Annotated in this window: 19 protein-coding genes; 5 read left to right on the top strand and 14 right to left on the bottom strand. The window is 70.9% G+C overall.

Annotated elements, in window-relative coordinates; translation table 11 throughout:
* The 9 genes from ACFV0O_RS00470 to ACFV0O_RS00430 all read right to left on the bottom strand — a co-directional run bounded on the left by ACFV0O_RS00470 (nt 1) and on the right by ACFV0O_RS00430 (nt 7,264).
* Nucleotides 1-666 carry a PolC-type DNA polymerase III gene (locus ACFV0O_RS00470; RefSeq protein WP_380334220.1) on the bottom strand — a complete coding sequence of 222 codons (666 nt, stop codon included), beginning with the start codon at nt 664-666 and terminating at the stop codon, nt 1-3.
* A complete protein-coding gene (locus ACFV0O_RS00465; RefSeq protein ID WP_380334217.1) occupies nt 654-1,745 on the bottom strand; it encodes an aminotransferase class I/II-fold pyridoxal phosphate-dependent enzyme in 1,092 nt (363 codons plus the stop codon). The genes ACFV0O_RS00470 and ACFV0O_RS00465 overlap by 13 nt, the downstream gene beginning before the upstream one ends.
* Nucleotides 1,738-2,790 (bottom strand): radical SAM protein, encoded by a 1,053-nt coding sequence (locus ACFV0O_RS00460; RefSeq protein WP_380334214.1) that lies wholly within the window; start codon nt 2,788-2,790, stop codon nt 1,738-1,740. The genes ACFV0O_RS00465 and ACFV0O_RS00460 overlap by 8 nt, the downstream gene beginning before the upstream one ends.
* The gene (locus tag ACFV0O_RS00455) at nt 2,787-3,458 is read right to left on the bottom strand and encodes a thymidylate kinase (RefSeq protein ID WP_380334211.1); all 672 of its coding nucleotides are present in this window, start codon (nt 3,456-3,458) and stop codon (nt 2,787-2,789) included. Before ACFV0O_RS00455 ends, ACFV0O_RS00460 begins: the two co-directional genes overlap by 4 nt.
* Nucleotides 3,455-4,078, bottom strand: a complete 624-nt coding sequence (folE, locus tag ACFV0O_RS00450) for a GTP cyclohydrolase I (protein WP_380334208.1) — start codon at nt 4,076-4,078, stop codon at nt 3,455-3,457. Before folE ends, ACFV0O_RS00455 begins: the two co-directional genes overlap by 4 nt.
* A gap of 88 nt (nt 4,079-4,166) precedes the next feature.
* Nucleotides 4,167-5,273 (bottom strand): glycosyltransferase family 4 protein, encoded by a 1,107-nt coding sequence (locus tag ACFV0O_RS00445; protein WP_380334205.1) that lies wholly within the window; start codon nt 5,271-5,273, stop codon nt 4,167-4,169.
* On the bottom strand, nt 5,270-5,788 hold the full coding sequence (locus tag ACFV0O_RS00440; protein WP_380334202.1) for a phosphoribosyltransferase: 519 nt from the start codon (nt 5,786-5,788) through the stop codon (nt 5,270-5,272). The genes ACFV0O_RS00445 and ACFV0O_RS00440 overlap by 4 nt, the downstream gene beginning before the upstream one ends.
* The gene (locus ACFV0O_RS00435) at nt 5,778-6,503 is read right to left on the bottom strand and encodes a 7-carboxy-7-deazaguanine synthase QueE (protein WP_380334199.1); all 726 of its coding nucleotides are present in this window, start codon (nt 6,501-6,503) and stop codon (nt 5,778-5,780) included. Before ACFV0O_RS00435 ends, ACFV0O_RS00440 begins: the two co-directional genes overlap by 11 nt.
* Nucleotides 6,500-7,264, bottom strand: a complete 765-nt coding sequence (locus ACFV0O_RS00430) for a 6-carboxytetrahydropterin synthase (protein ID WP_380334196.1) — start codon at nt 7,262-7,264, stop codon at nt 6,500-6,502. Before ACFV0O_RS00430 ends, ACFV0O_RS00435 begins: the two co-directional genes overlap by 4 nt.
* Before the next feature lie 134 nt (nt 7,265-7,398).
* Here ACFV0O_RS00430 and ACFV0O_RS00425 point away from each other — a divergent pair, with 134 nt between their 5' ends.
* Complete coding sequence (locus ACFV0O_RS00425) at nt 7,399-8,682, top strand: helix-turn-helix transcriptional regulator (RefSeq protein WP_380334194.1); 1,284 nt, start codon at nt 7,399-7,401, stop codon at nt 8,680-8,682.
* Here the strand turns inward: ACFV0O_RS00425 and ACFV0O_RS00420 are convergent.
* The 3 genes from ACFV0O_RS00420 to ACFV0O_RS00410 form a co-directional block, all read right to left on the bottom strand.
* A complete protein-coding gene (locus ACFV0O_RS00420; protein ID WP_380334191.1) occupies nt 8,665-9,300 on the bottom strand; it encodes an HAD family hydrolase in 636 nt (211 codons plus the stop codon). The genes ACFV0O_RS00425 and ACFV0O_RS00420 overlap by 18 nt on opposite strands.
* A 229-nt stretch (nt 9,301-9,529) precedes the next feature.
* Nucleotides 9,530-9,682: a hypothetical protein gene (locus ACFV0O_RS00415; protein WP_380334188.1), complete on the bottom strand. Its 153-nt coding sequence runs from the start codon at nt 9,680-9,682 to the stop codon at nt 9,530-9,532.
* Between the two features lie 133 nt (nt 9,683-9,815).
* Nucleotides 9,816-12,182: a glycosyl hydrolase family 28-related protein gene (locus tag ACFV0O_RS00410; RefSeq protein WP_380334185.1), complete on the bottom strand. Its 2,367-nt coding sequence runs from the start codon at nt 12,180-12,182 to the stop codon at nt 9,816-9,818.
* A gap of 442 nt (nt 12,183-12,624) precedes the next feature.
* Here ACFV0O_RS00410 and ACFV0O_RS00405 point away from each other — a divergent pair, with 442 nt between their 5' ends.
* The 4 genes from ACFV0O_RS00405 to ACFV0O_RS00390 all read left to right on the top strand — a co-directional run bounded on the left by ACFV0O_RS00405 (nt 12,625) and on the right by ACFV0O_RS00390 (nt 16,121).
* Nucleotides 12,625-13,074 carry a hypothetical protein gene (locus ACFV0O_RS00405; RefSeq protein ID WP_380334183.1) on the top strand — a complete coding sequence of 150 codons (450 nt, stop codon included), beginning with the start codon at nt 12,625-12,627 and terminating at the stop codon, nt 13,072-13,074.
* A 159-nt stretch (nt 13,075-13,233) separates the two neighbouring features.
* Complete coding sequence (locus ACFV0O_RS00400) at nt 13,234-14,334, top strand: hypothetical protein (protein WP_380334181.1); 1,101 nt, start codon at nt 13,234-13,236, stop codon at nt 14,332-14,334.
* Between the two features lie 192 nt (nt 14,335-14,526).
* Nucleotides 14,527-15,387 (top strand): DUF3592 domain-containing protein, encoded by an 861-nt coding sequence (locus tag ACFV0O_RS00395; protein WP_380334178.1) that lies wholly within the window; start codon nt 14,527-14,529, stop codon nt 15,385-15,387.
* A gap of 191 nt (nt 15,388-15,578) precedes the next feature.
* Complete coding sequence (locus ACFV0O_RS00390; RefSeq protein ID WP_380334175.1) at nt 15,579-16,121, top strand: hypothetical protein; 543 nt, start codon at nt 15,579-15,581, stop codon at nt 16,119-16,121.
* A gap of 127 nt (nt 16,122-16,248) precedes the next feature.
* On the opposite strand, the gene ACFV0O_RS00385 is transcribed toward ACFV0O_RS00390, so the two are convergent.
* Both ACFV0O_RS00385 and ACFV0O_RS00380 read right to left on the bottom strand, forming a co-directional pair.
* On the bottom strand, nt 16,249-17,598 hold the full coding sequence (locus ACFV0O_RS00385; protein ID WP_380334172.1) for a nucleotidyl transferase AbiEii/AbiGii toxin family protein: 1,350 nt from the start codon (nt 17,596-17,598) through the stop codon (nt 16,249-16,251).
* Nucleotides 17,595-18,362 carry a hypothetical protein gene (locus ACFV0O_RS00380; RefSeq protein WP_380334170.1) on the bottom strand — a complete coding sequence of 256 codons (768 nt, stop codon included), beginning with the start codon at nt 18,360-18,362 and terminating at the stop codon, nt 17,595-17,597. Before ACFV0O_RS00380 ends, ACFV0O_RS00385 begins: the two co-directional genes overlap by 4 nt.
* Nucleotides 18,363-18,398: the final 36 nt, after the last annotated feature.

Here is an 18,398-nt window from a genome sequence, read left to right as displayed (position 1 = left end):
TCAGAACAGGGCGCTCTGCTCCAGCACCGGCTCGGGGCTGAGGCGCTTGGGCTGCAGCCCGGCGGCCGCGTCGAGGTCGAGGAGGGTGCGCCACCGCCCGGTGGCGCAGCCGTCGGCTAGCAGCCGGGCCAGGATCCGGGCGGTGACTTCGACGTCCGGCATCGCCCGGTGCCGGTCGGCGGGCCGCGGGATGCCGTAGTAGCCGAGCAGGTTGTCCAGCCGGTAGGTACCGAGGCCGGGCAGTGCGGTCTTCGCGAGGCGCAACGTGTCCAGCAGCGGTGTGGAGGCGAGGGTCGGGCAGTGCCCGGCCTGGTGGGCGATCATTCCGGCCTCGGTCGAGGCGTGGTGGGCGACCAGCCGGTACGGGGGCAGGCTCAGGTTTGCGTCCAAGCGGGCCATCACCTCGGCTGGCGCAGGTGCGGTGGCGAGCATCTGGGCGGTGATGCCGGTCTGCGCGGTGTCCATCGGGGTGACGGGGACGTCGGCGGGCGGGCGGATCAGGGACTCGAACCGTCCGACCTCAACCAGGCGGCCGCCGTCGGCGCGCAGTGCGAGGGCGGCGATCTCGATCGGCTCGGCGGGCCGGCCGGCCGGGGTGAGTCCCTCGAAGTCGATCACGACGAAGGTCGTGCCGGTGAAGCGCTGGTCCTGCATCAACCGGTCCACGCAGCGGCCTCCTGTCGGATCGTCAACGCTCGCTGCTGGATGGTCTGTTCGGTGTCATGCGCGGTGAAGGGGACGGCGAGCAGGGCATCCACGGTAGCCTCCGCGCGGGCAAGATCGCAGGTCGCGAAACGGGCGCTTGCCGGGTGGCGGTGGGCCGCGGTCAGGCGGTGGGTGCCGACGCTGTTGGGTACGCCCGCTTCGGCCAGGCGGGTGCTGAAGGCGCGCGGTCGGGGCAGCGTCAGTCGCCACAGGGCGCTGTAGCCGTTGGGCTGTTCGTCGCCGGCTGCCGGGATCGGTTCAAGGCCGGGTGTGCCGTCGACCGCTTGGTGGAGGGCGGCGGCCTGCCGGCGGCGCAGGGCCAGGGCTTCGGGGAAGCGGGCGAGGTGGTGGCGGGCGAGGGCGGCGAGTGGCTCGGCCAGGCGGTGGTTGAGGCCGAGGCGGCTTCCGGCCGGGGCGCCGGGGGCGGGGGTCTGCCAGTGGGTGCGGTGGGCGGCTGCCCGGTCGGCGAGGGCGTCGTCGTCGGTGAGGAGGTAGCCGCCCTCGCCGCAGGAGATGATCTTCCCGTCCTTGAGGGAGAAGCAGCCGATGTCGCCGATGGTGCCGGCATTGCGGCCGCGGGTGGTGGTGCCCTGGGCCTGGCAGGCGTCCTCGACCAGGCGCAGCCCTGCGGTGCGGGTGTAGGCGGCGAGGTCGTGGATGCCGTCTGTGCGGCCGGCCAGGTGCACGGCCACCACGGCCTTGGTGTCGGGGCCGGTCTTCGCCGCGAGGTCCTTGAGGTCCATGGCCAGTCCGTCGTCGGCGGCGTCGACGAACACTGGGCGGGCGCCGGAGGCCACGACGGCTGCGACGGTCATGACGACGGTGACGGCGGGCAGCAGGACCTCGTGGCCTGCTCCGATGCCGCAGGCGGCCAGCGCGGTGGTGATCGCCGCGGTGCCGGCGGAGACGGCGACGGCTCGTCGGGCGCCGAAGACGTGGGCGAGTTCGGCCTCCAGGAGGGCGGTCTCCTGGTAGCTGGTCGGGTCTGGCATGCGGGCGACGGCGGCGGCCATCGCCCGGTGAGCGGTGTTCTCAGGCACGGGTGACCTCCGGTCCGGTCGGCGCGAGGACGGGGAAGCCGGTGAGCGGCCACATGTTGACGCAGTCCACGGAGAACAGTGCGCAGTCGCTGCCGCAGCCGGTCGGGGCGGGAAACAGCTCCCGCGCACGGGCGCCCTTGATGCTGCGGTGGCGGCCGGGCGGGGTGGCGGCGATCTTCAGGAACGACGGGCAGTCCCACACCGTGCCGTCCGGCTGGACGAAGTGGAGCGTGTCGCCGCCGAAGCAGCCCGGTACGAGGTCGGTCGGCCGGGAGACGGCGGAGGCGATGCGGCCCGCGTAGCTGCGCTCAGGCAGGATCAGCGGCAGCTCGGCGGCGTACAGGTCGTCGAACCGCTCCCGCAGCTCGGGCAGGTGCTCGGCGGTGAGGGACAGCTCGGCGGCCAGGCGGTGGTCGGAGCCGAGGGCGATCGGCTGTGGGACGGCGTAGTCGCAGCCCAAGCTCGCGGCGAGCTCGGGCGCGGCGACGATGTCCGCGAGGTTGCGGCGGGTGATGACGCTGTAGATGCCGACCTTCGGCCGGGGCCCCGGGCCGCGGGCGTCGATCAGCGCGCTGATGCCGGACACGACGGCTTCCCAGCCGTCATCGTTGCGGCGCGGGGGCCGCCACCGGTCGTTGTGGACGGGGTCGGCGCTGTCCAGCGACACCGACACGGCGTCGACGCCGAGCTCGATGAGCGGCTCGCGCAGGTCCGGGCGGTTCAGGGCGACGCCGCTGGTGCACACCGCCACCTCCAGGCCGCCTTCCTTGAGGACTTCGATCAGCCTGATGACCGGCTTCCACAGAAGCGGCTCGCCGCCGGCGAGGAACACCCGGCCGACCGGCGAGTCGTGAAGCGTCTCGGCGAAGGCCAGCACGTCGGCGGTGGTCAGGTCGTTCGGCGACAGGTGGGAGAGCACCCCGGGGGCGGTGGGCATCTGCTCGCGGTGCTCGCTGATCGTCCCGAAGTAGCAGTACAGGCAGCCGTGGGAAGCGCAGTGCGAGCGCAGCCCCCACAGCAGGCTGATCGGCTTGACCAGTTTCACGGCGTCGCCCCTTCCGGGGTCGTGGCGGCCGCGGTGCGGCACGCCTCGGTGATGGACTCAACGGCCTGGTCCTCGCCGAGGACGCGCCGGTCGAGCACGAGGTACTGCTCGGGCCGGTCGGCGGCGAGCAGGTGGTAGATGCGGCCGGCGCGGGCCATCAGCGCTCGCTCGCCGGCGCTGGCGGGCTGGCCGGTGCGCTCCTCGAACCGGGCCAGGCACACCGCGGGGTCGTCGGTGAGCAGCACGGTGGTGGTGGGCGCGGGCCGCCAGGCGGTGATGGTCTGTTCGATGGCCAGGGCCTGCTGCAGCGCCCAGGTGTCGGTGGTGTCGGCCGTCTCGGCGAGCACGGCGGCCTGGTAGACGGCGACCGAGGCGGGGCCGCGGTCTTCAAGTACCACCCGGCCGGCGGGCACCGGTGCCAGTGCCTCCCAGCGGTGGACCTGGAGCGCGGCCAGCAGCAGCGTCTCGGTGCGCGGGTGCCCGGTGCGCAGGAACCGGTCGCCGGCGCCGTGCAGCGCGGCGATCACGTGGCCGTGCAGGCCTGTGGGCGGGGAGTCGGGCAGCTCGACCAGCGCCGCGCACCGCGAGCCCAGCGCGGCGGCGGCCCGGCGGCCGAGGTGGCTCTTGCCGACCCCGTTCACCCCTTCCAGCGCCACCCAGGCGGTCACCGGCCGGCTCCGGTCATCGCCGCCGCACGGCGCAGTCGCTCGGCGAGCAGCGCGTCGCGGGCCAGGACGGGAAGCAGGTACTCGGTGGCGGTGCGTGCGCCGTGGGCGCGCACCCCGCGCACCGTCATGCACTGGTGCTCGCCCACCGCCCACACGGCGACGGCCTGGCTGCCCGTCAGCCGGGCGACCTCTTCGGCGATCTGGGCGGTGAGGCGCTCCTGCAACTGCAGGGTGTGGGCGTGCTGCTCGACGATCCGCACGATCTTCGACAGGCCCAGTACCTGCCCGGCGGGGCGGTAGGCGACGGACACCTGGACCGTGAAGGGCAGCAGGTGGTGCTCGCACATGCTGGCGGTGCGGATGCCGCCGACGGCGACGCAGTCCTCGCCCTGCACGGTGTGCTCGAAGACGGTGCCGGTGGCGCCCGGCTTGTGGTCGAGGAATTCGGCCCAGAACCGGGCGACGCGGGCGGGTGTCTCCAGCAGGCCGGGCCGGTCGACGTCCTGGCCGAGTGCGCGCAGCAGCTGGCGCACGCAGTCCTCGACGGCCGCGGTGTCGACCGGCCCGGCGCCCGCCGGGGAAGGGGCCGGCGGGGCAGGAATGGTCAGGGTGTGGGACACGGGGGTCCTCCTCTTGTTCCGTGGGAAGGAGCGGCGGGGCCGCGCGGTGCGCCCGCGCGGCAATGCGGCGGTGCTCGGGTGTGTTTCGTTACAGGCCCAGGGCGTTCAGCAGCGCGCGGGCGGAGTTCTCGGGGGTGAACCGGGTGACCTGCCGGGGCGCCGTGGTGCTCGCCTGCCGGTAGCCGACCGGGTCCGCAAGCAGGTCAGTGAGTGCCGACCACAGTGCCTGCGGGCCGGCGTCGAGCGGGACGGTGCGTCCGGCCGCGCGGGCCAGTAGCGGCACGTTGCCGAGGTCGAAGCCGACCACCGGGGTGCCGACGGACAGGGCCTCGGCCGCGGTGAAGCAGAACGTCTCGGGTACGCGGGTGGCGATGACGGTGGCCGCTGCACCGGCGAAGAAGCCGGGCACCGCGGACCAGCCGAGCGCCGGCCGGATCGACACGACGTCCGGGCGCCGGGCCGCGACCGCCCGGCAGGCAGCGAGGGTCCGGGCCTGTCCGCCGGGCTGTAGCTCGAAGCCGGCCTCGGCGAGGACCAGTTCGACGGGGCGGCCCCAGTCGTCGGGCAGGGCGTGAAGGAGTTCGGCGAGTCCCTTGGCCGGGTCGGCACGCGAGACGATGCGCACCGGCCCCGTCCCCCGCAGCTTCTCCCGCTCGCCGGCCGGTGTGGGCGGCAGCAGAGTGTGCAGGGCATTGGGGACGGTGACCCAGCGGCTGGTGTCCAGACCCGCCGCGGCACCGCCGTCCGCGAGGTAGCCGCTGGCGGGGCAAATGACGTCGGCCGCGGTCAGCGCGCGCTGCCACCGATCCTCGCCGCTGGGGCGGATCTTGTGGACCATCAGCGCCGTGGTGACACCGCCGGGTGCTGGGTCGAGGTAGCCCAGGCCCCAGAGGGTGTCGCCCCAGCAGGCGGCGTCCGCCCGGCAGTCGGTGAGGATGCCGCGGACTTCTTCCACCACCGGGCGGGGGGCGGCGAGGGCGGCGAGCACGTCGGCGTTGGTCGCCGGCTGCGGCAGGCTGACGCTCTTCAGCCGGATCACACCCGGCTCGGGCCGGCGGGGGGCTGGTCCGGCCGCCAGGACCAGCGGCGTGTGTCCGAGGCGGCGCAGGCCCTCGACCAGGGCGCCGATGGACCGGTCGATCCCCGAGGGCTGGTCGAGCCGGTAGGACAGCAGGCACAACGCGACCGTACTCACGCGCGCTCCCCCGTCCGGGTCGCGGCGCTCTCCCACGGGAAGACCACCCAGCACTGCACCGTCTCCCCGATCGAGGTCACCGTCTGGTCCGGCGGCCGGTCGCCGGACCAGTTCGCCGTGTTGACCACCAGCACCGCGCTGCGCACCCGGGCCGCACCGGCCTGCTCGACCAAGCGCGCGGCGGCGGCGAGGGTCTCGCCGGTGCCGGCCACGTCGTCGACCACCAGGATGTCGAGTTCGGCGACGTCTCCCAGCGAGGCACTGTTGCGGGTCACCGGCCGGGCGGTCTTCGCCGCGTTGGTGGAGTCGTCGACGGTGTGGGTGATCTCCAGCGCACGCACGTCGCGAACGCCGAGCCGGTGCGCGAGGATCACCGCGGGCACCAGGCCGCCGCGCACCACGCCGACAACGGTCTGCGGGAGAGGGGCTCGCAGCAGGGTGCGAGCGATCCGTTCGGTCTGCTCGGCGATGTCGTCCCAGGTCAGATGCTTGGTGCTGGTGATGTCAGCGGCCACGTTCGTCCTCCCAGATCAGGGTGTGCAGGCGCCCGGAGACGTTCCAGCCGCGGTCGATCGCGGGGGCGGCGATGGCCCGCAGGCCAGCGATGACGGCCGCGGCCGTGGTGGCCTGCGGCATGACCCACACCCGCTCCAGTCCGTGCTCGTCCTGGAGGGCGGCGACCTCGTCCACGTCGGCGGGGGTGTCGAGGACGAACTTGAACACCGCCCGGCCGGTCGCCTGGAACGCCTTGATCACGGCGGGCTTGATCCTGCGCGGGAGCGGCATGCCCATGTGCGCGAGCTTCGGCGAGACGACGTACAGCGAGACGTGCCGGTCGAATGCGGGATCGGGGGCGATGGTGCCGTTGGTCTCGATCTCGATGCGGCGCCCGGCGGCGCAGAGGCGGCGGGCGACGGGCACGAGCTGGGGCTGCTGCATCATCGGTTCGCCGCCAGTGATGATCACCAGCTTCGTCGGGTGCCGGAGAAGTGCGGCGGCGACGTCCTCGGCCGGCACGCGGCTGGTCTGCACGGCGCGGGAGTAGCGCCTCCAGTCCCACGAGTACGGGGTGTCACAGGTGTTGCAGGCGAGGTTGCAGTCGCCGATGCGCAGAAACGATGCGAGCTGTCCGGCCGACGGTCCCTCGCCCTGGATCGTGGGGCCGAACACCTCGCACACCAGCAGATCCCGCGGCCGGGTTCGGCTGAGGACCACGTCCGTCGCCGTCATGCGGGGACCCGCCCGTCCGGCGTGAACTCCGCCCAGGTGCTCTCGGTCTCCGACACCCGGACAGCGAACGGCCGGCCCTGCGCGTCCGCCAGACCGCGGCTGGCCAGCCATCCGGCGAGGTACGCGGCGAGGTGCTCCGACGTCGGGGCGACGTCGACGACCCGGTTGAGGACCTTCCCCTTAAACCCGGACTCCAGCAGAGCGCGCAGCTCGCCGGGCACCGGCAGCAGCCGGTCACTGCCCGGTGCGGACGGCAGCGTGACAAGGTAGGAATGGCCGTGCTGCCGGGCGCACTTGTGCCCGTGCGGCAGGCCGTCGAGCCAGTGCCGGGCGCTGAACTGGATGCTGTGTGCTTCGTCGGCGCGCGGGAGCCGGCCGGTGAGGACCCGGACCGCATGCAGGCGGTCGCGGGCGCCGTCGGACAGGTGCGCCGCCGCCCAGACGTGCAGGTGCTCGGCGATGCCCTGATCACTGGTGTCGGCCAGGACCTGGTCGAGGTCGTGGTGGTCGAGGACCGTGTCGATGTGGGTCCGGAACGCGGCCAGGTCGCCGAAGTCGGTGACGAACCCCGGGGCGGTGAGCTCACGCGCCGTCAACGTCACCTCCACGGTGATCAGGTCGCTCTCGTCGACTCCGCGCACCGTGCGGGCGGCGTCGAAGCCGACGAGCTTGCCGATGGTGTAAGTGCCGACCGGGCGCGGCTCCCGAAAGGGCGCGCCTGCCTGGGGCGAGGGCCGGAGCATGGGTTCGGGATTCGGCATCGTGCCCCCTTCTGGACTGGCCGACCGGCCAGCCGTCGTTGCGCTCTGTGCTGAAACGAGCACACACCGACAGCGAGTCGAGGACAATGGATTCGGGCGATCCAACAGCGATCCCAAATCCGAGGAGCGTCGCGATGTCCGAGCGACTGCGGAACGCTATGAGAGAGGCGCGCCGGGAGTCCGGTCTGTCCTGGGAGCGCTTCGCCCGGGATGTCGGCTTCAGCCCGGCGTACCTGCGCAACGTGGAGAACGGAAACCGAGCGGTGACCGCCGACGTGGCCGCCGCCTACGACCGGGTTCTGCGGTCGGGTGGAAGATTCGCCCAAACACTGGCGGCTGACGGTCCGTCGACCGCAGGCTGGGACCAGGACGCAACGGCCCTGAGCGTCCTTGCCGAACTGGTGGATGGGAGAAGAGTGGATCGCAGGAGCTTCGTCACCGCCGGTGTCGCACTGTCGGCCTCGGCCGGGCACTGGGGGAACGCCCTCGGCCGAGCCCGCTCAGATCACCCCGCCCAGGCCGACGGCGGCCCGGAGCTGCTGGCGAACATCGAAAACCGCCTGGACCACCTTCGCCGGGTCGACGACGAACTCGGAAGCGGTGAGGTCCGCAAACAAGCAGCCAGCGAACTGTCCCTTGCAGTGACCCTGCTCAAGACAGGCCGCTACCCCGGGCCCGTCTCCACACGCCTGTACCGAATCGCCTCAGAAGCCGCCCGGCAGGTGGCGTGGTGCAGCTTCGACCAAGGGCGACCCGGCACCGCCCAGTGCTACTTCGACGCCTCCCTGCGGGCTTCCGCCGAAGCCGGCGACGTCATCGGCGGCGCCTACGCGCTCTCCTTCGCCGCAGTGCAGTGCTACTCCACGCCCGGCCAAGCCCATCGTGCGGTGGCGCTCCTCGACGCAGCCCGGGCCGAGGTAAGGGGACGGAGCACCCCGCGGATGGAGGCCATGCTCGCCGCCCGCACCGCCCGCGCGCTGTCGAAGACCGGGGCGAAGACAGCAGCCGGGCACCAGCTCCACCTGGCGCACGCCGCCCTGGACAAGGGCGCCAGGGACGACGACCCCGACTTCCTGTACTGGGTGACCTACGGCGAGGTCGAGATGATCGCCGGGTCCTCCGCGCTCGACCTCGGCGACCCGGGCGAGGCGCTGCGCCGCTTCGAGGCCGGCATGCGGGCGTACCCCGGAGTTGGGGAGTTCCGCCGCAGCCACGCCATCTACCTGGCCCGTGCTGCGGAGGCCCATCTCGCGCAGGACGACCTCGACGCGGCCGTCGCCACCGCCCGCCGCGCGGCCGCCTGCCTCGGCTCCGTCGACTCCGCCCGGTCGGCCTCCCAGCTCAAGGGCCTACGCGACAAGCTCACCCCGCACACCGCTTACCGTCCCGTCCGCGACTTCCTAGAAGAGGCCGGGTAGGCACAGCAACTCGCGCAGCCGACCAGCCACCACCTTGTCGTCCAGCCCGAGCACCGGGGTGATTCCGAGCTCCGCTGCGGTGGCAAGGTTCTCCTCGCTGTCATCGACGAACAGGCACTCCGCGGCCGGCACGCCGAGCCTGTCCAGCACGAGGCGGAAGATCGCCGGATCAGGCTTGCGCAGACCAACCTCGGCCGACAGCACCACCTCGTCGAACGAGCCGGCGAGGTCGAACCCGGCGTAGGGGTCGTAGGGCTCTCGCCCGAGGCTGTTCGACAGCACCGCCGTCCTGACCCCGGCGGCCCGGGCCTGCCGTGCGACCCCGATGACCGGGTATGCAGGGAAGGCATCGTGCAGGTACCGGGCCATCAGGTTGCCCGGCGCCACGCCCAGCAGGGCCGCGAACCCGTTGTTCCAGTCGGTCTGGGAGATGCGGGCCAATTCGAGCTGACGGAAAAGGCCCTGCCCCCGAGGATCGGCCCAAGCACGAAGGAAGGTTCCACGGGCGAGCCCTTCGCGGTCCTCGAACGAGGAGATCACTTCGACCATGTTGAAGGTCACGACGCCGAAGAAGTCGAGGATCAGGCCACGGTAGGCAGACGCTTCAGCTTTCACCATCCCCAGAGCCTACGGCGCAACACGACGCCCCGGGCGGCCCCGCCGAGAAGGTCTTCTGCACCTGCGTATCGTCCAGGACCATCATCGCGGACGGATCGCCCAGGTGTTCGGCAGCATAGGCGCGCAGCCCGGCCGGCAACGCGTCCGCCGACCACGAGGCCGCGTTCAGGAACTTCTGGATCCGCGAGGGGGTGGCATGGCCCGCGGGAGCGGACATCGTCCACGCGTTCTACTTCTGCGGGTCCGACAGCAGCCCCTCCAGCAGGTCCGCGAACACCTCCCGCGGCTCGGGCCGCGCGAACAGGTTGCCGAGCCCGCCCAGGAAGATCGCTAACTCCTCGGCCCACTCACCGAGTTGCCCCTCTCCAACGAGAGCCAGCATGAACGCCCAACGACACAACCGATCAGCACTCACATGATCTGCCGCTGTAGTACGAGGAGGTCTCCGGCCTGCTGGAGCGACTACACGAGGCGCCCGACCCGGTCGGATCCATTGAGATGCAGCATCCCCGGTTTCAGGTCCCGTTCAAAAGGTTCGCATCTCTCATCTTGGCGAGAAGTGCGTTGAAATCTGCCCTCAGCTGGTCAATGTCCGTCGCTCTCGAGTCCGCCTGTCCTGTCACGCCATGAGGAAGCGGTTCAATGAGCCCTGGATTTGCATCCAAGTCATAGATCGTCTGCCATTGAAGGTGATTGTCGGAAGTCAGGCCTCCGACACTCTGCCCCGGCCCCGGCTCTTTCCAGGACCGCGGCTCCTCCGGACCGGATACCTCGTGCACCTGGGGGCCACCGGTGTAGGAGATCAGTCGATACACGAAACCATTGACCCTCGTCGGCTTGACGGTCTCCCCTATCCTGTAGTGCTTTCCGCTAGTCCAGTCAAGAGCCGCTGACCGCCTTCCACACGGAGCGTTCACCGCCCACCCGATCGGGCCTTGGCGTGCCGATGCTCCGGTGGCATTGAGAAGCAGATCACCCGGACTGTAAAAGTTGCAACTACCGGCGCGAGTATTCCCGGGAGTTCCATCATGAACAACAGTGATTCGCCGCTCACCGTAGAGGTAGTTTCCGATCCAGGCTTCCCGGAACGTCAGCGCACCGGGCACCGGACCATTTTCGTACGCGGTTTGATAGTACGTATGGAACGGTTCTGGGCTCACGAGGGACGTTTCAATCCTGCCCTTGACAGCGAGGGGAGATGTCTGAACTTGGGTACGGAAGATGGAAGTCCCCACTTCGGTCCCCTTGTTGTCCAGCGTGATAGAGCCGTAATCCTGAATGATCGTGGAATCCGTAGCATCCCCGAGCTTGTTGGACGTTGAGAACTCAGGCCTGTATTCGCCCTCACATATCCATACCAAACCCTCGAGCTCTTCGGTCTCCCCGGTCGGATTCTGGAAAGCGGGGACACCCTCGGGGTGTTCAGGAGTTATTCCAACCGTATGCCCGGCGTGGATTGCTCGATATACGTATCCGTCTCCGGGCGTCTGCCTTTCACCTTCGTCGATATCGACCCCCTCCTTGGCGATCCAATACCTACGCACGCTGGAATAATTGTTTAGCACTTTCAGTACAGAAGGCCCTTTTGTATTGTAGCCCCAGTATGTCGAGTCCGGGGTGATCTTTATGTTCCCTCCGACTACAGCGATGTTCCCGCCCTTGAACACCGACGGTGCGTCCCCTTCGGCGTAGCAGCCGACGTACACGGCGCACTGGATACCGGTGTTGTGGTCGCAGCTGAAGTTTTGGTGTCGATTCCCTGCCGTGTGACACGAAACGAAGGTGCAGCCCGAGGACGAATGGTCATGAATTCCATCGCGCCCATTAGTCGAGGCAGAAACGTTCATGATAAGCATGGTATTGGTGTTGTCGTTGCCATGGCTGCCGATGTCGAGCCCGTGTTGGCCATTGTTATCGAGAACGCAATCGCGTATCTGGGTGAGGTTGGCGTTGACTGTCGGCCCGAAAAGGCGGCCGAAGCTTGCGTATATTGTTGTTCCGTTACGCCTGAAGCCGGAAACCCCCACCGTCTCGATCATTGGGCCGTGCGCCAGAATTCGTACGCCATCCATCTGCGGGGCCTGATAGAAATCGAGGGCAGATTTCCCTTGGTCGGGTTCCGACTTGAGGGTGAACTGGCGAAGCACAGCATAGTCCGCACGATCACGATAGGGATCTACAGCAGGCGGTCCGGAGGTGAAAGGGCCCACCAGGGCAATTGCGCAGTAGACAACCTCCCCTGCGACTGGACCGACACCGGTCGCAGAGAGGTTGAAATCTCCACTTTTGACATCTGCGAGTAGGCGAGTATTTTCAGTGACACCAAGACCAGCTCCCCCGGCTCCCTCCAGAATGCAATGGTGCTTGACAACAAGAGGCTTCGTAATCCGGTAGTCTCCCGGCGGGAGGTAGACGACTTTGCCTTCGCGCACCGGCTCATCGGTTTCGAATCGCGTTGCGCAGTCCAGAGCGCTTTGAAGTGGGACCGTGTCGTCGGCAACTCCGTCCCCTGCCGCTCCGAAGTCGAGCACGTTCAGCCGGGTGTCACGGCGGGGCCGGATCGTCACCGTACCCGAAGCGTCACAGTCACCGATCCAGTTCGGAGCGCTCCTGCACTTTTCATCCGAAGCACGTACAATTCGCCCCGAGATGTCGACGCCAACCGCGCCGGCCAGACCGGAGCCGATCCGGTCGGGGAAAGCACCGCTTATTTGAACTTTGACGTCATGATCACGCTCCACCGTCTCCTGAGCAACCCCAAAGAACGGACTGGTGTGCAACTTTCCCTTCTCGTCAGCAGGGGTGACGGTGTGAAATCCTGTGGTGCGGACCGCCTGGCCGGCTGCTATTCTGAGCGCGGCTTTCATGATTTCGATGTCCATCGGAACGTCTCTTCCGTCGAGGCTTCGCCGGTCGGACGGGTAGGCGAGAGCGCGGCCGAAGCGCGCGACCACTTCGACCGCGGGGGCGAAGGCGGGAATCCTTCGATAGGGCTTTGCAACACCACCGCTCGCGCCTCTTGCGCTATCCCCTGCACCTCCACGCTAGGCGTGATCACCAGTCTGCGCAGATTGGCAAGGCCTGATGGCAATCCCCACGGCAGTCACTGTCTGCACTCATGCGCTGAAGGCATTTGGCGGAATCCAGTATTGCTCGCCGCCAGCAGTCAGTCTCCGGACCTTGACCGGCTCCGCCACCGTGCCTCCCCGTACCGGATCGGATGTTTGTCCCCGTCCAATCGGTTCGGACTCGCTGTCGCCCGCCAACCCGGGTGAACGTTGCCGGTCAGAGCACTACGGTGTGATCCCGGACGAAGGGGGTCGCATGTCGGAGCAGCAGTCGAAGCACCTGTCGGGGCACACCACCGGGGCCGGAACGGGAGCGATGCCGGCCGAGATGCCGGGGATCACCTTCCGCGCATGGCAGGGCGCCCACTACGTGACGCTGGCCGAACTGCTGGTCCGCCTCGGCAGTTTCGGCCTGGGGCTGCGGTGGCGCGTCGCGTGCGAGGAGACGTGGGACCTCACCGCCGAGTTGGAACGCCGTTCCGCAGGCGACGGGATGGACACCCTGACGCTGCTCTCCCTGGTGGCGCCCGGTGTGCAGCTGATCGACGCCGAGGCCCGCGGGTTCAGCAGGGACGACGCGACCGGCGGGGACCGGCCGACGGTGATCCTGACCGAGGTGGACAGCTCCCGCTGGGACGTCAGGGCCGCCGACGAGCACGTGCTCAGCGAACTCCGGCGCCACTACCCGGGCGCCTCCACGCTCTGAGCGGGCGCTCGGCACGGTGCGAAGCGGCGTCAGCGGTTCGTCGGTGGAGCGCCGACGAACCGCCCGCACTCCGCCGAACGTCCTTCCCCGGCGCGCCGGTCGCGGAACGGCGTGCCCGGGGTCTGTCGGCCGTCACCCGTCCCCGGCACAATCACCGGTATGACGGTCACCACGGGCGCTCCGCCCACGCACCGGACGCCGGCCGCCCGCGTCCTCGCCTTCGCCGGCGGGTTCCTGACGGGTGGTGTGATCGGGGTGTCGCTCGCCGCCTTCACCGTCGGCTGCATCCTGGAGCACGTGCCGCTGGTCGTCACGGGAGTGGCCCTGCCCGTGGCCTACGGCCTGCTCGTCCTCGCCGCCGGTGCGCCGCGGCGCGCCCGGGAGGCGGCCGTCGCGCCCCGCACGGCACTCGCGGTGATCGAGGCCCTGGAGGCCCGCACGAGCGAGTACAGCGACGTACCGGTGCGGTTCGACCTGACCGTGGCGCCGGACGACACCCCGGCGTACCGGGTGGAGATCACTCAGGACATCAACCTGGTCGACCTCCCCGACTACCGGCCGCGCGACGTCCTGGTGGTCCAGTACCCGCCGGACCGGCCATGGCGGGTGACGATCGTCAAGCGGCCGACACCCGCATGGGAGGAACGGGCAGCCGGGGCGCGCATCGACTCGGCTCCCGGGCCGGCCGTGCCGGGCGAGCCCGGGGAGGGCCGGGCCGTCGGGTTCGTCACGCTCCTCGCCCTGCTGCTCGGCGCCGCCGCCGTGGTCCTGCTCTTCCGCGCCGACCTGTTCGACCGGGACGACTCGGCGCAGCCGCCCGCCGCGGAGCCGTCCGTCTCCTCCACGGTGTCCACCTCCCTCGTGATCCCGGGCTCCGGCACGGTCACCCTCGGTCCTGGCCGGTCGATGCTCGACACGGGGGAGCTGCGCGGAGCCGTCGACTCGCTCCTCGACGGCAAGAACGCCCCGCAGGCGCTCACCCTCGTCGTGCAGGACCGCCTGCTGTCGGTCGTGTTCGCCCCCAGCGGCACCGGAGCCCCGCAGTTCGACCCGCGCTCCCTGCCCTTCGAGCGCGTCCCCGCCCTGGTCGAGGAGGCCCGCACGACGCTCGGCATCGGCGCCGCGCAGACCTGGCAGCTCGCCGCCGACCGCCTCACCGGCGCCCTCACCCTCAGGGTCTCCGTGACCGGCACCGGGGGTGCGGCCTTGCTGGAGGCGAACGCGGAGGGGACCGTGGTGCGGCGCAGCCCGGCGCACTGATCCCGCGGCCCGGCGGGGCACACCCGGGCTGCGCGGCCCGCCGGCGGCCGCGGAGCTGGCATTCCGGTGCGCGGGGCTCGGCGTTCCGGTACACGCGGGGCTCGGCGTTCCGGTGCGCGCGGGCTCGGCGGCCGGTCCACCGGCATCAGGACCCTTGGTTTCGAGGTGACGTGAGAACAGGAGGAAAGGCGCATGGACTGGCACGGCTTCGTGGCGTTGTGGTGTGCCGTGCTCGGCGCGGTGGCGCTGGTCGGCTACGGGCGGTCGCTGACCGGGATGACCAAGGCCCAGCGGGCGGTCCGGGTCAGGGGGCGGATCGAGCGGGTACGCGAGCCCCGGCACGGCGGCTCCCACCGCGACGGGATATCGGTGGTCGTCTCCTACCGGGACCCGTCCACCGGGCAGGACGTCACCGTGACCAACGACGGCGACCGCGGCGAGAGGATCACCGCCGCGTGGACGGACCGGGAGATCGAGGTCAGCTACCCGCCCCGCAGGCCGCACGCCTTCCGATTCAGCACCGACCTCCGACCGGTCGGCCGCGGGCTCGGCCGGCCGAACACCGCGCTCTTCTTCGGCTACCTCGGCCTGGTGGTCGTCGCCGCGATCGACTGGGGCTGGCCGTGGGCCCTGGTGGGCGTCTGCGGGCCGTGGGCCGTCACCATCGCCTGCCACCTCCCCGGGAACGTACGGGACGTGCACCGCCGGCGCGAGACGACGGACTCCATGGTCGCCGTTCCGGGCCGCGTCATCGCCGTCCTCAAGGACGTCAGCAGCGACGCGGAGGGCGGAACCACCACCACCATCACGCCGGTCGTGGCCTTCACCACCCGCGAGGGCACGGCCGTGACCGCCCACTGCACCGCGGGGCTCCCGAACCCCGCCGGCTCGCACCGCCGGGAACTCACCGTCCACTACTCGCCGGCCGACCCGGCCGACTTCACCCCGGACCTCGAAGCCCGACGCCGCTCCCAGCGGACGGACGTCACGGTCAACGTCCTCGGCCTCGTCGTCATCGCGGCGGCGGCCGTCGTGGGAGCGGTACTGCTCTGACGCTCCGCGCACGGGTCTGCCCCTGCGCCCGTGCGCCCCTGCCGCGGAAGCGCCGGCGCCATTCTCCCCTACGCGGCGCCCGCATGACCCTCCATCAGGATTCCCCTGACCCGGGACCGCTCGGCGCACTACGCTGCGAACGTACCGCGCTACGGACCGTAGCCGTCGGAGAGTATGGAGAAGGAGCCCCCGTGGCATCGCCCTGTGACCCCCAGTACGCTCCCGTCGGCGACGTGAGCGCCGCACTCATGGTGATCGACTCCCGGCTCAAAGCCGTCTACGACGGCAGGACCGGGACGGACGCCGAGCAACAGCGGATGATCAAGCAGGTCGCCGCGTCCCTCGGCTCCACCGGCCTCGACGAACTCGTCGACGGCACGTGCACCCTCATCTACGTCTTCATGAACTGGCTGCGAGGGTCGCTCGAACGCCAGGAGGAGGACGTCGTCGAGTACGTCGTGCCCAGCCTGGTGGCCACGATGCGGATGATGCCGAGGACCTTCCGTCCCGAGGTCGTCCCCACCATGGCCGGGCTGCTCATCGCCGCGGGCACCGGGCTGAGCCCGTCGCTGTGGCGCGCGCAGTACGGGCCCTGGACCGGCGAGGAGATGAACCCCCTGGAGGCCTTGGCCGTGATGCTCGCGGAGCACATCAACCGGGTCGCGGGGAACAACGACCACGAGTTCGCCATCCGTCTGGTCGCCGACGCCCTGGCCGGGCTGGAACAGGACTGACGAACGGCCGGCCGCCGCCCGGGGAGCCGCGGGGGGCGGCACCGGGACCGGGACCGGCCGCGGCACCGGGACCGGCCGCGACCCCGCGAACGGCCGCCGCCTCCCCGGTCGGCGGCTCGCGCCGGCGTCAGCCGTCGGCGGCGGTGCCGCCCGCCGAACCGTCACCGGCCCGCTCAGCGGCGTAGCGGGCGGCGGCTTCGGCCAGCTTGCGGGTGTGCCGCTCCGACCGGATGTCGGGGTGGCCGGTGGCGGCACGCCGGGCACCGTCGAGGTCGCCGCCGAGCAGCTCGCTGGTGACCACCAGGATGTTGTCCGGGCCCAAGTGGCTCTGGGCGATGCGCTGTTGGACCTCGTCCATGCCCTCGCCCGCCAGGACGTCCGCAAGCTCCTCGGTCAGCGGGGCCAGCCACCGGGCGCGTAGCGCGTACTCGCCGTGGTCGCCGAAGGTCGGGTGGAGCGCGGCGAGCAGCTGTGCCGGGTACTCCTCGACGGGCGCGGCGAACTGCGGGTAGTCCTTGGCGAATTCGTCCCAGTCGACGTAGAGCCCGCTGATCTGCTGCGGGAGGAGGGGCCAGCGCGACCAGCTCTCCTCGGACCGGGTGAAGACCTCCCGCAGCAGGTCGTAGGGCACCTCGGCGGTGCGCGAGAGCAGGATCGCGTCGTAGAGGTCCTTGCCCTGCGGGTGGTTGTCGGAGACCAGCCAGAGGACCTTCCACGCAAGGGAGAGCTGCGGCGTGGCGCCGAGCAGCGGGCCGGTCACGCCGGGGAGCCGGTAGGACTCCGGCGGAACGGGCAGGTGCTCGGTGAAGACGAAGTCCAGCTGGACCGTCCCGCCCGGAACGCCCGGTGCGGACCACGGCAGGACGAGCCGGCGCCCGGGAATCCGGCTGTACGTCCAGATCTCGTCGCTGACCGCCTGGTCGGCGTGCAGCCGCACCGTACCCGAGAGGCGTTCGGCACCGGCGGCGAGCTCCTCGAACATGCGGTCCGTGCGCTCGTCCTCCAGTTGCCACTCCACCGGACGGACCACGAAGTCCAGGTCCCCCGGCTCCCGTGCCTCGTCCCCGTACCAGGCCCGCAGCAGGATGCTTCCGCGCAGCACCAGGTGGTCGGCCCACCGCGAGCCGGCGACGGCGGACAGCACGGTGTTCAGCGCCTCGCGCCGCGCGACGAGCCAGCGGTCGGCGACCTGCGGGTCCGCGAAGGCCGGTTCGCTGGGCCGGAGGGCGCGGCCGTACCCGGCGAGCGCGGGGTCGAAGACCGGCTGCTGGGTCACCGCCTCGTCGTCGATCGGCCGGATGCTCCTGGGCAGGTCCTGCCCCTCGCGGACGTCCTCCGACGGCGGCTGCCCGGGCAGCACGACGTCCTGCCACGGCCCGTACTCCAGCTCCTCCCACGCCACGGGCGTCCGGTCCCGGGGCCGGGCGTGGGGCTCGGGCTGGTCCTGGGCCTCCGGCCGGACCTGGTCGTCGGTCATCTCGGGTCTCCCTCTCCGTACGGACCGGCACGGTGCCGCCCGTGCTCGGTTATCCACCCCGCGTCCAGGGTCTCGTCGCTGTCCACGACGACGAACTCGCGTTCCACCGACACCACGTCGCGGCCGTCGGCGGCGAGGTCGTCGGCGGCAAGGTCGTGCAGCAGCGCGTCCAGCCGGTCTCCCGCGGTGGCCAGGCCGACCAGGCGGCATCGCTGGGTCACGAACCACTCGCGCCGGCCGTCCTCGCGCACCCGGCGCGGGTTGCGCGACAGGTGCGCGTCGTGCCGCTCCACGAGTGCGGCCAGACCGTCGCGGCGGGCACGGTCGGCCGCCGGATCCGGATCCGGGGCCGGCAGCAGCAGCTTGACGTGGTGCTCGAAGTACCGGCCGACCCCGTGCCGCGCGGCGGCCTCGTCCGAGGCCGGGACGCCCTGCGCCCACGGCGTCGCCTCGATCTTCGCCCGCAGCACGGTGAACCCGTCCGCCGCCAGCCGCCCCGCGGTCCGGGCGGTCACCGCCGCGACCTCCTGCACCGTCCCGGCGGCCCGCAGGGTGAGCATCGGCTGTGACGGCGACGCACCGCGCTCCAGCAGGATGTGCGTGAACTTCAGGCCGTGGCCGCCGGCCCACGCGGCCAGTGCCTCGGCGGCACCGGGCCCCACGGTCAGGTGCACCTCGAAGTCGCCCCGGACGTCGGGCGGATCGGGCTGGGCGAACTCGCCGGGCAGGCCGGCGAGTCGCTGGTCAGGACGAGTGGCGAGCATGGGGAGCATCCTGCCAAGCCCCTCTGACAACGGCCC

The organism is Kitasatospora sp. NPDC059577 (assembly GCF_042735475.1).
In the GTDB taxonomy this organism is placed as follows: domain Bacteria; phylum Actinomycetota; class Actinomycetes; order Streptomycetales; family Streptomycetaceae; genus Kitasatospora.
This window is presented reverse-complemented; position numbering and strand designations above follow the sequence as displayed.

Excerpts from the sequence above, each read along its gene's own strand:
- ACFV0O_RS00435 (WP_380334199.1), bottom strand. The coding sequence starts at position 6,503 with ATGACGGCGACGGACGTGGTCCTCAGCCGAACCCGGCCGCGGGATCTG.
- ACFV0O_RS00410 (WP_380334185.1), bottom strand. The coding sequence starts at position 12,182 with ATGGACATCGAAATCATGAAAGCCGCGCTCAGAATAGCAGCCGGCCAG.
- ACFV0O_RS00395 (WP_380334178.1), top strand. The coding sequence starts at position 14,527 with ATGGACTGGCACGGCTTCGTGGCGTTGTGGTGTGCCGTGCTCGGCGCG.
- ACFV0O_RS00420 (WP_380334191.1), bottom strand. The coding sequence starts at position 9,300 with ATGGTGAAAGCTGAAGCGTCTGCCTACCGTGGCCTGATCCTCGACTTC.
- ACFV0O_RS00405 (WP_380334183.1), top strand. The coding sequence starts at position 12,625 with ATGTCGGAGCAGCAGTCGAAGCACCTGTCGGGGCACACCACCGGGGCC.
- ACFV0O_RS00425 (WP_380334194.1), top strand. The coding sequence starts at position 7,399 with ATGTCCGAGCGACTGCGGAACGCTATGAGAGAGGCGCGCCGGGAGTCC.
- ACFV0O_RS00430 (WP_380334196.1), bottom strand. The coding sequence starts at position 7,264 with ATGCCGAATCCCGAACCCATGCTCCGGCCCTCGCCCCAGGCAGGCGCG.
- ACFV0O_RS00415 (WP_380334188.1), bottom strand. The coding sequence starts at position 9,682 with ATGCTGGCTCTCGTTGGAGAGGGGCAACTCGGTGAGTGGGCCGAGGAG.
- ACFV0O_RS00380 (WP_380334170.1), bottom strand. The coding sequence starts at position 18,362 with ATGCTCGCCACTCGTCCTGACCAGCGACTCGCCGGCCTGCCCGGCGAG.
- ACFV0O_RS00400 (WP_380334181.1), top strand. The coding sequence starts at position 13,234 with ATGACGGTCACCACGGGCGCTCCGCCCACGCACCGGACGCCGGCCGCC.
- ACFV0O_RS00385 (WP_380334172.1), bottom strand. The coding sequence starts at position 17,598 with ATGACCGACGACCAGGTCCGGCCGGAGGCCCAGGACCAGCCCGAGCCC.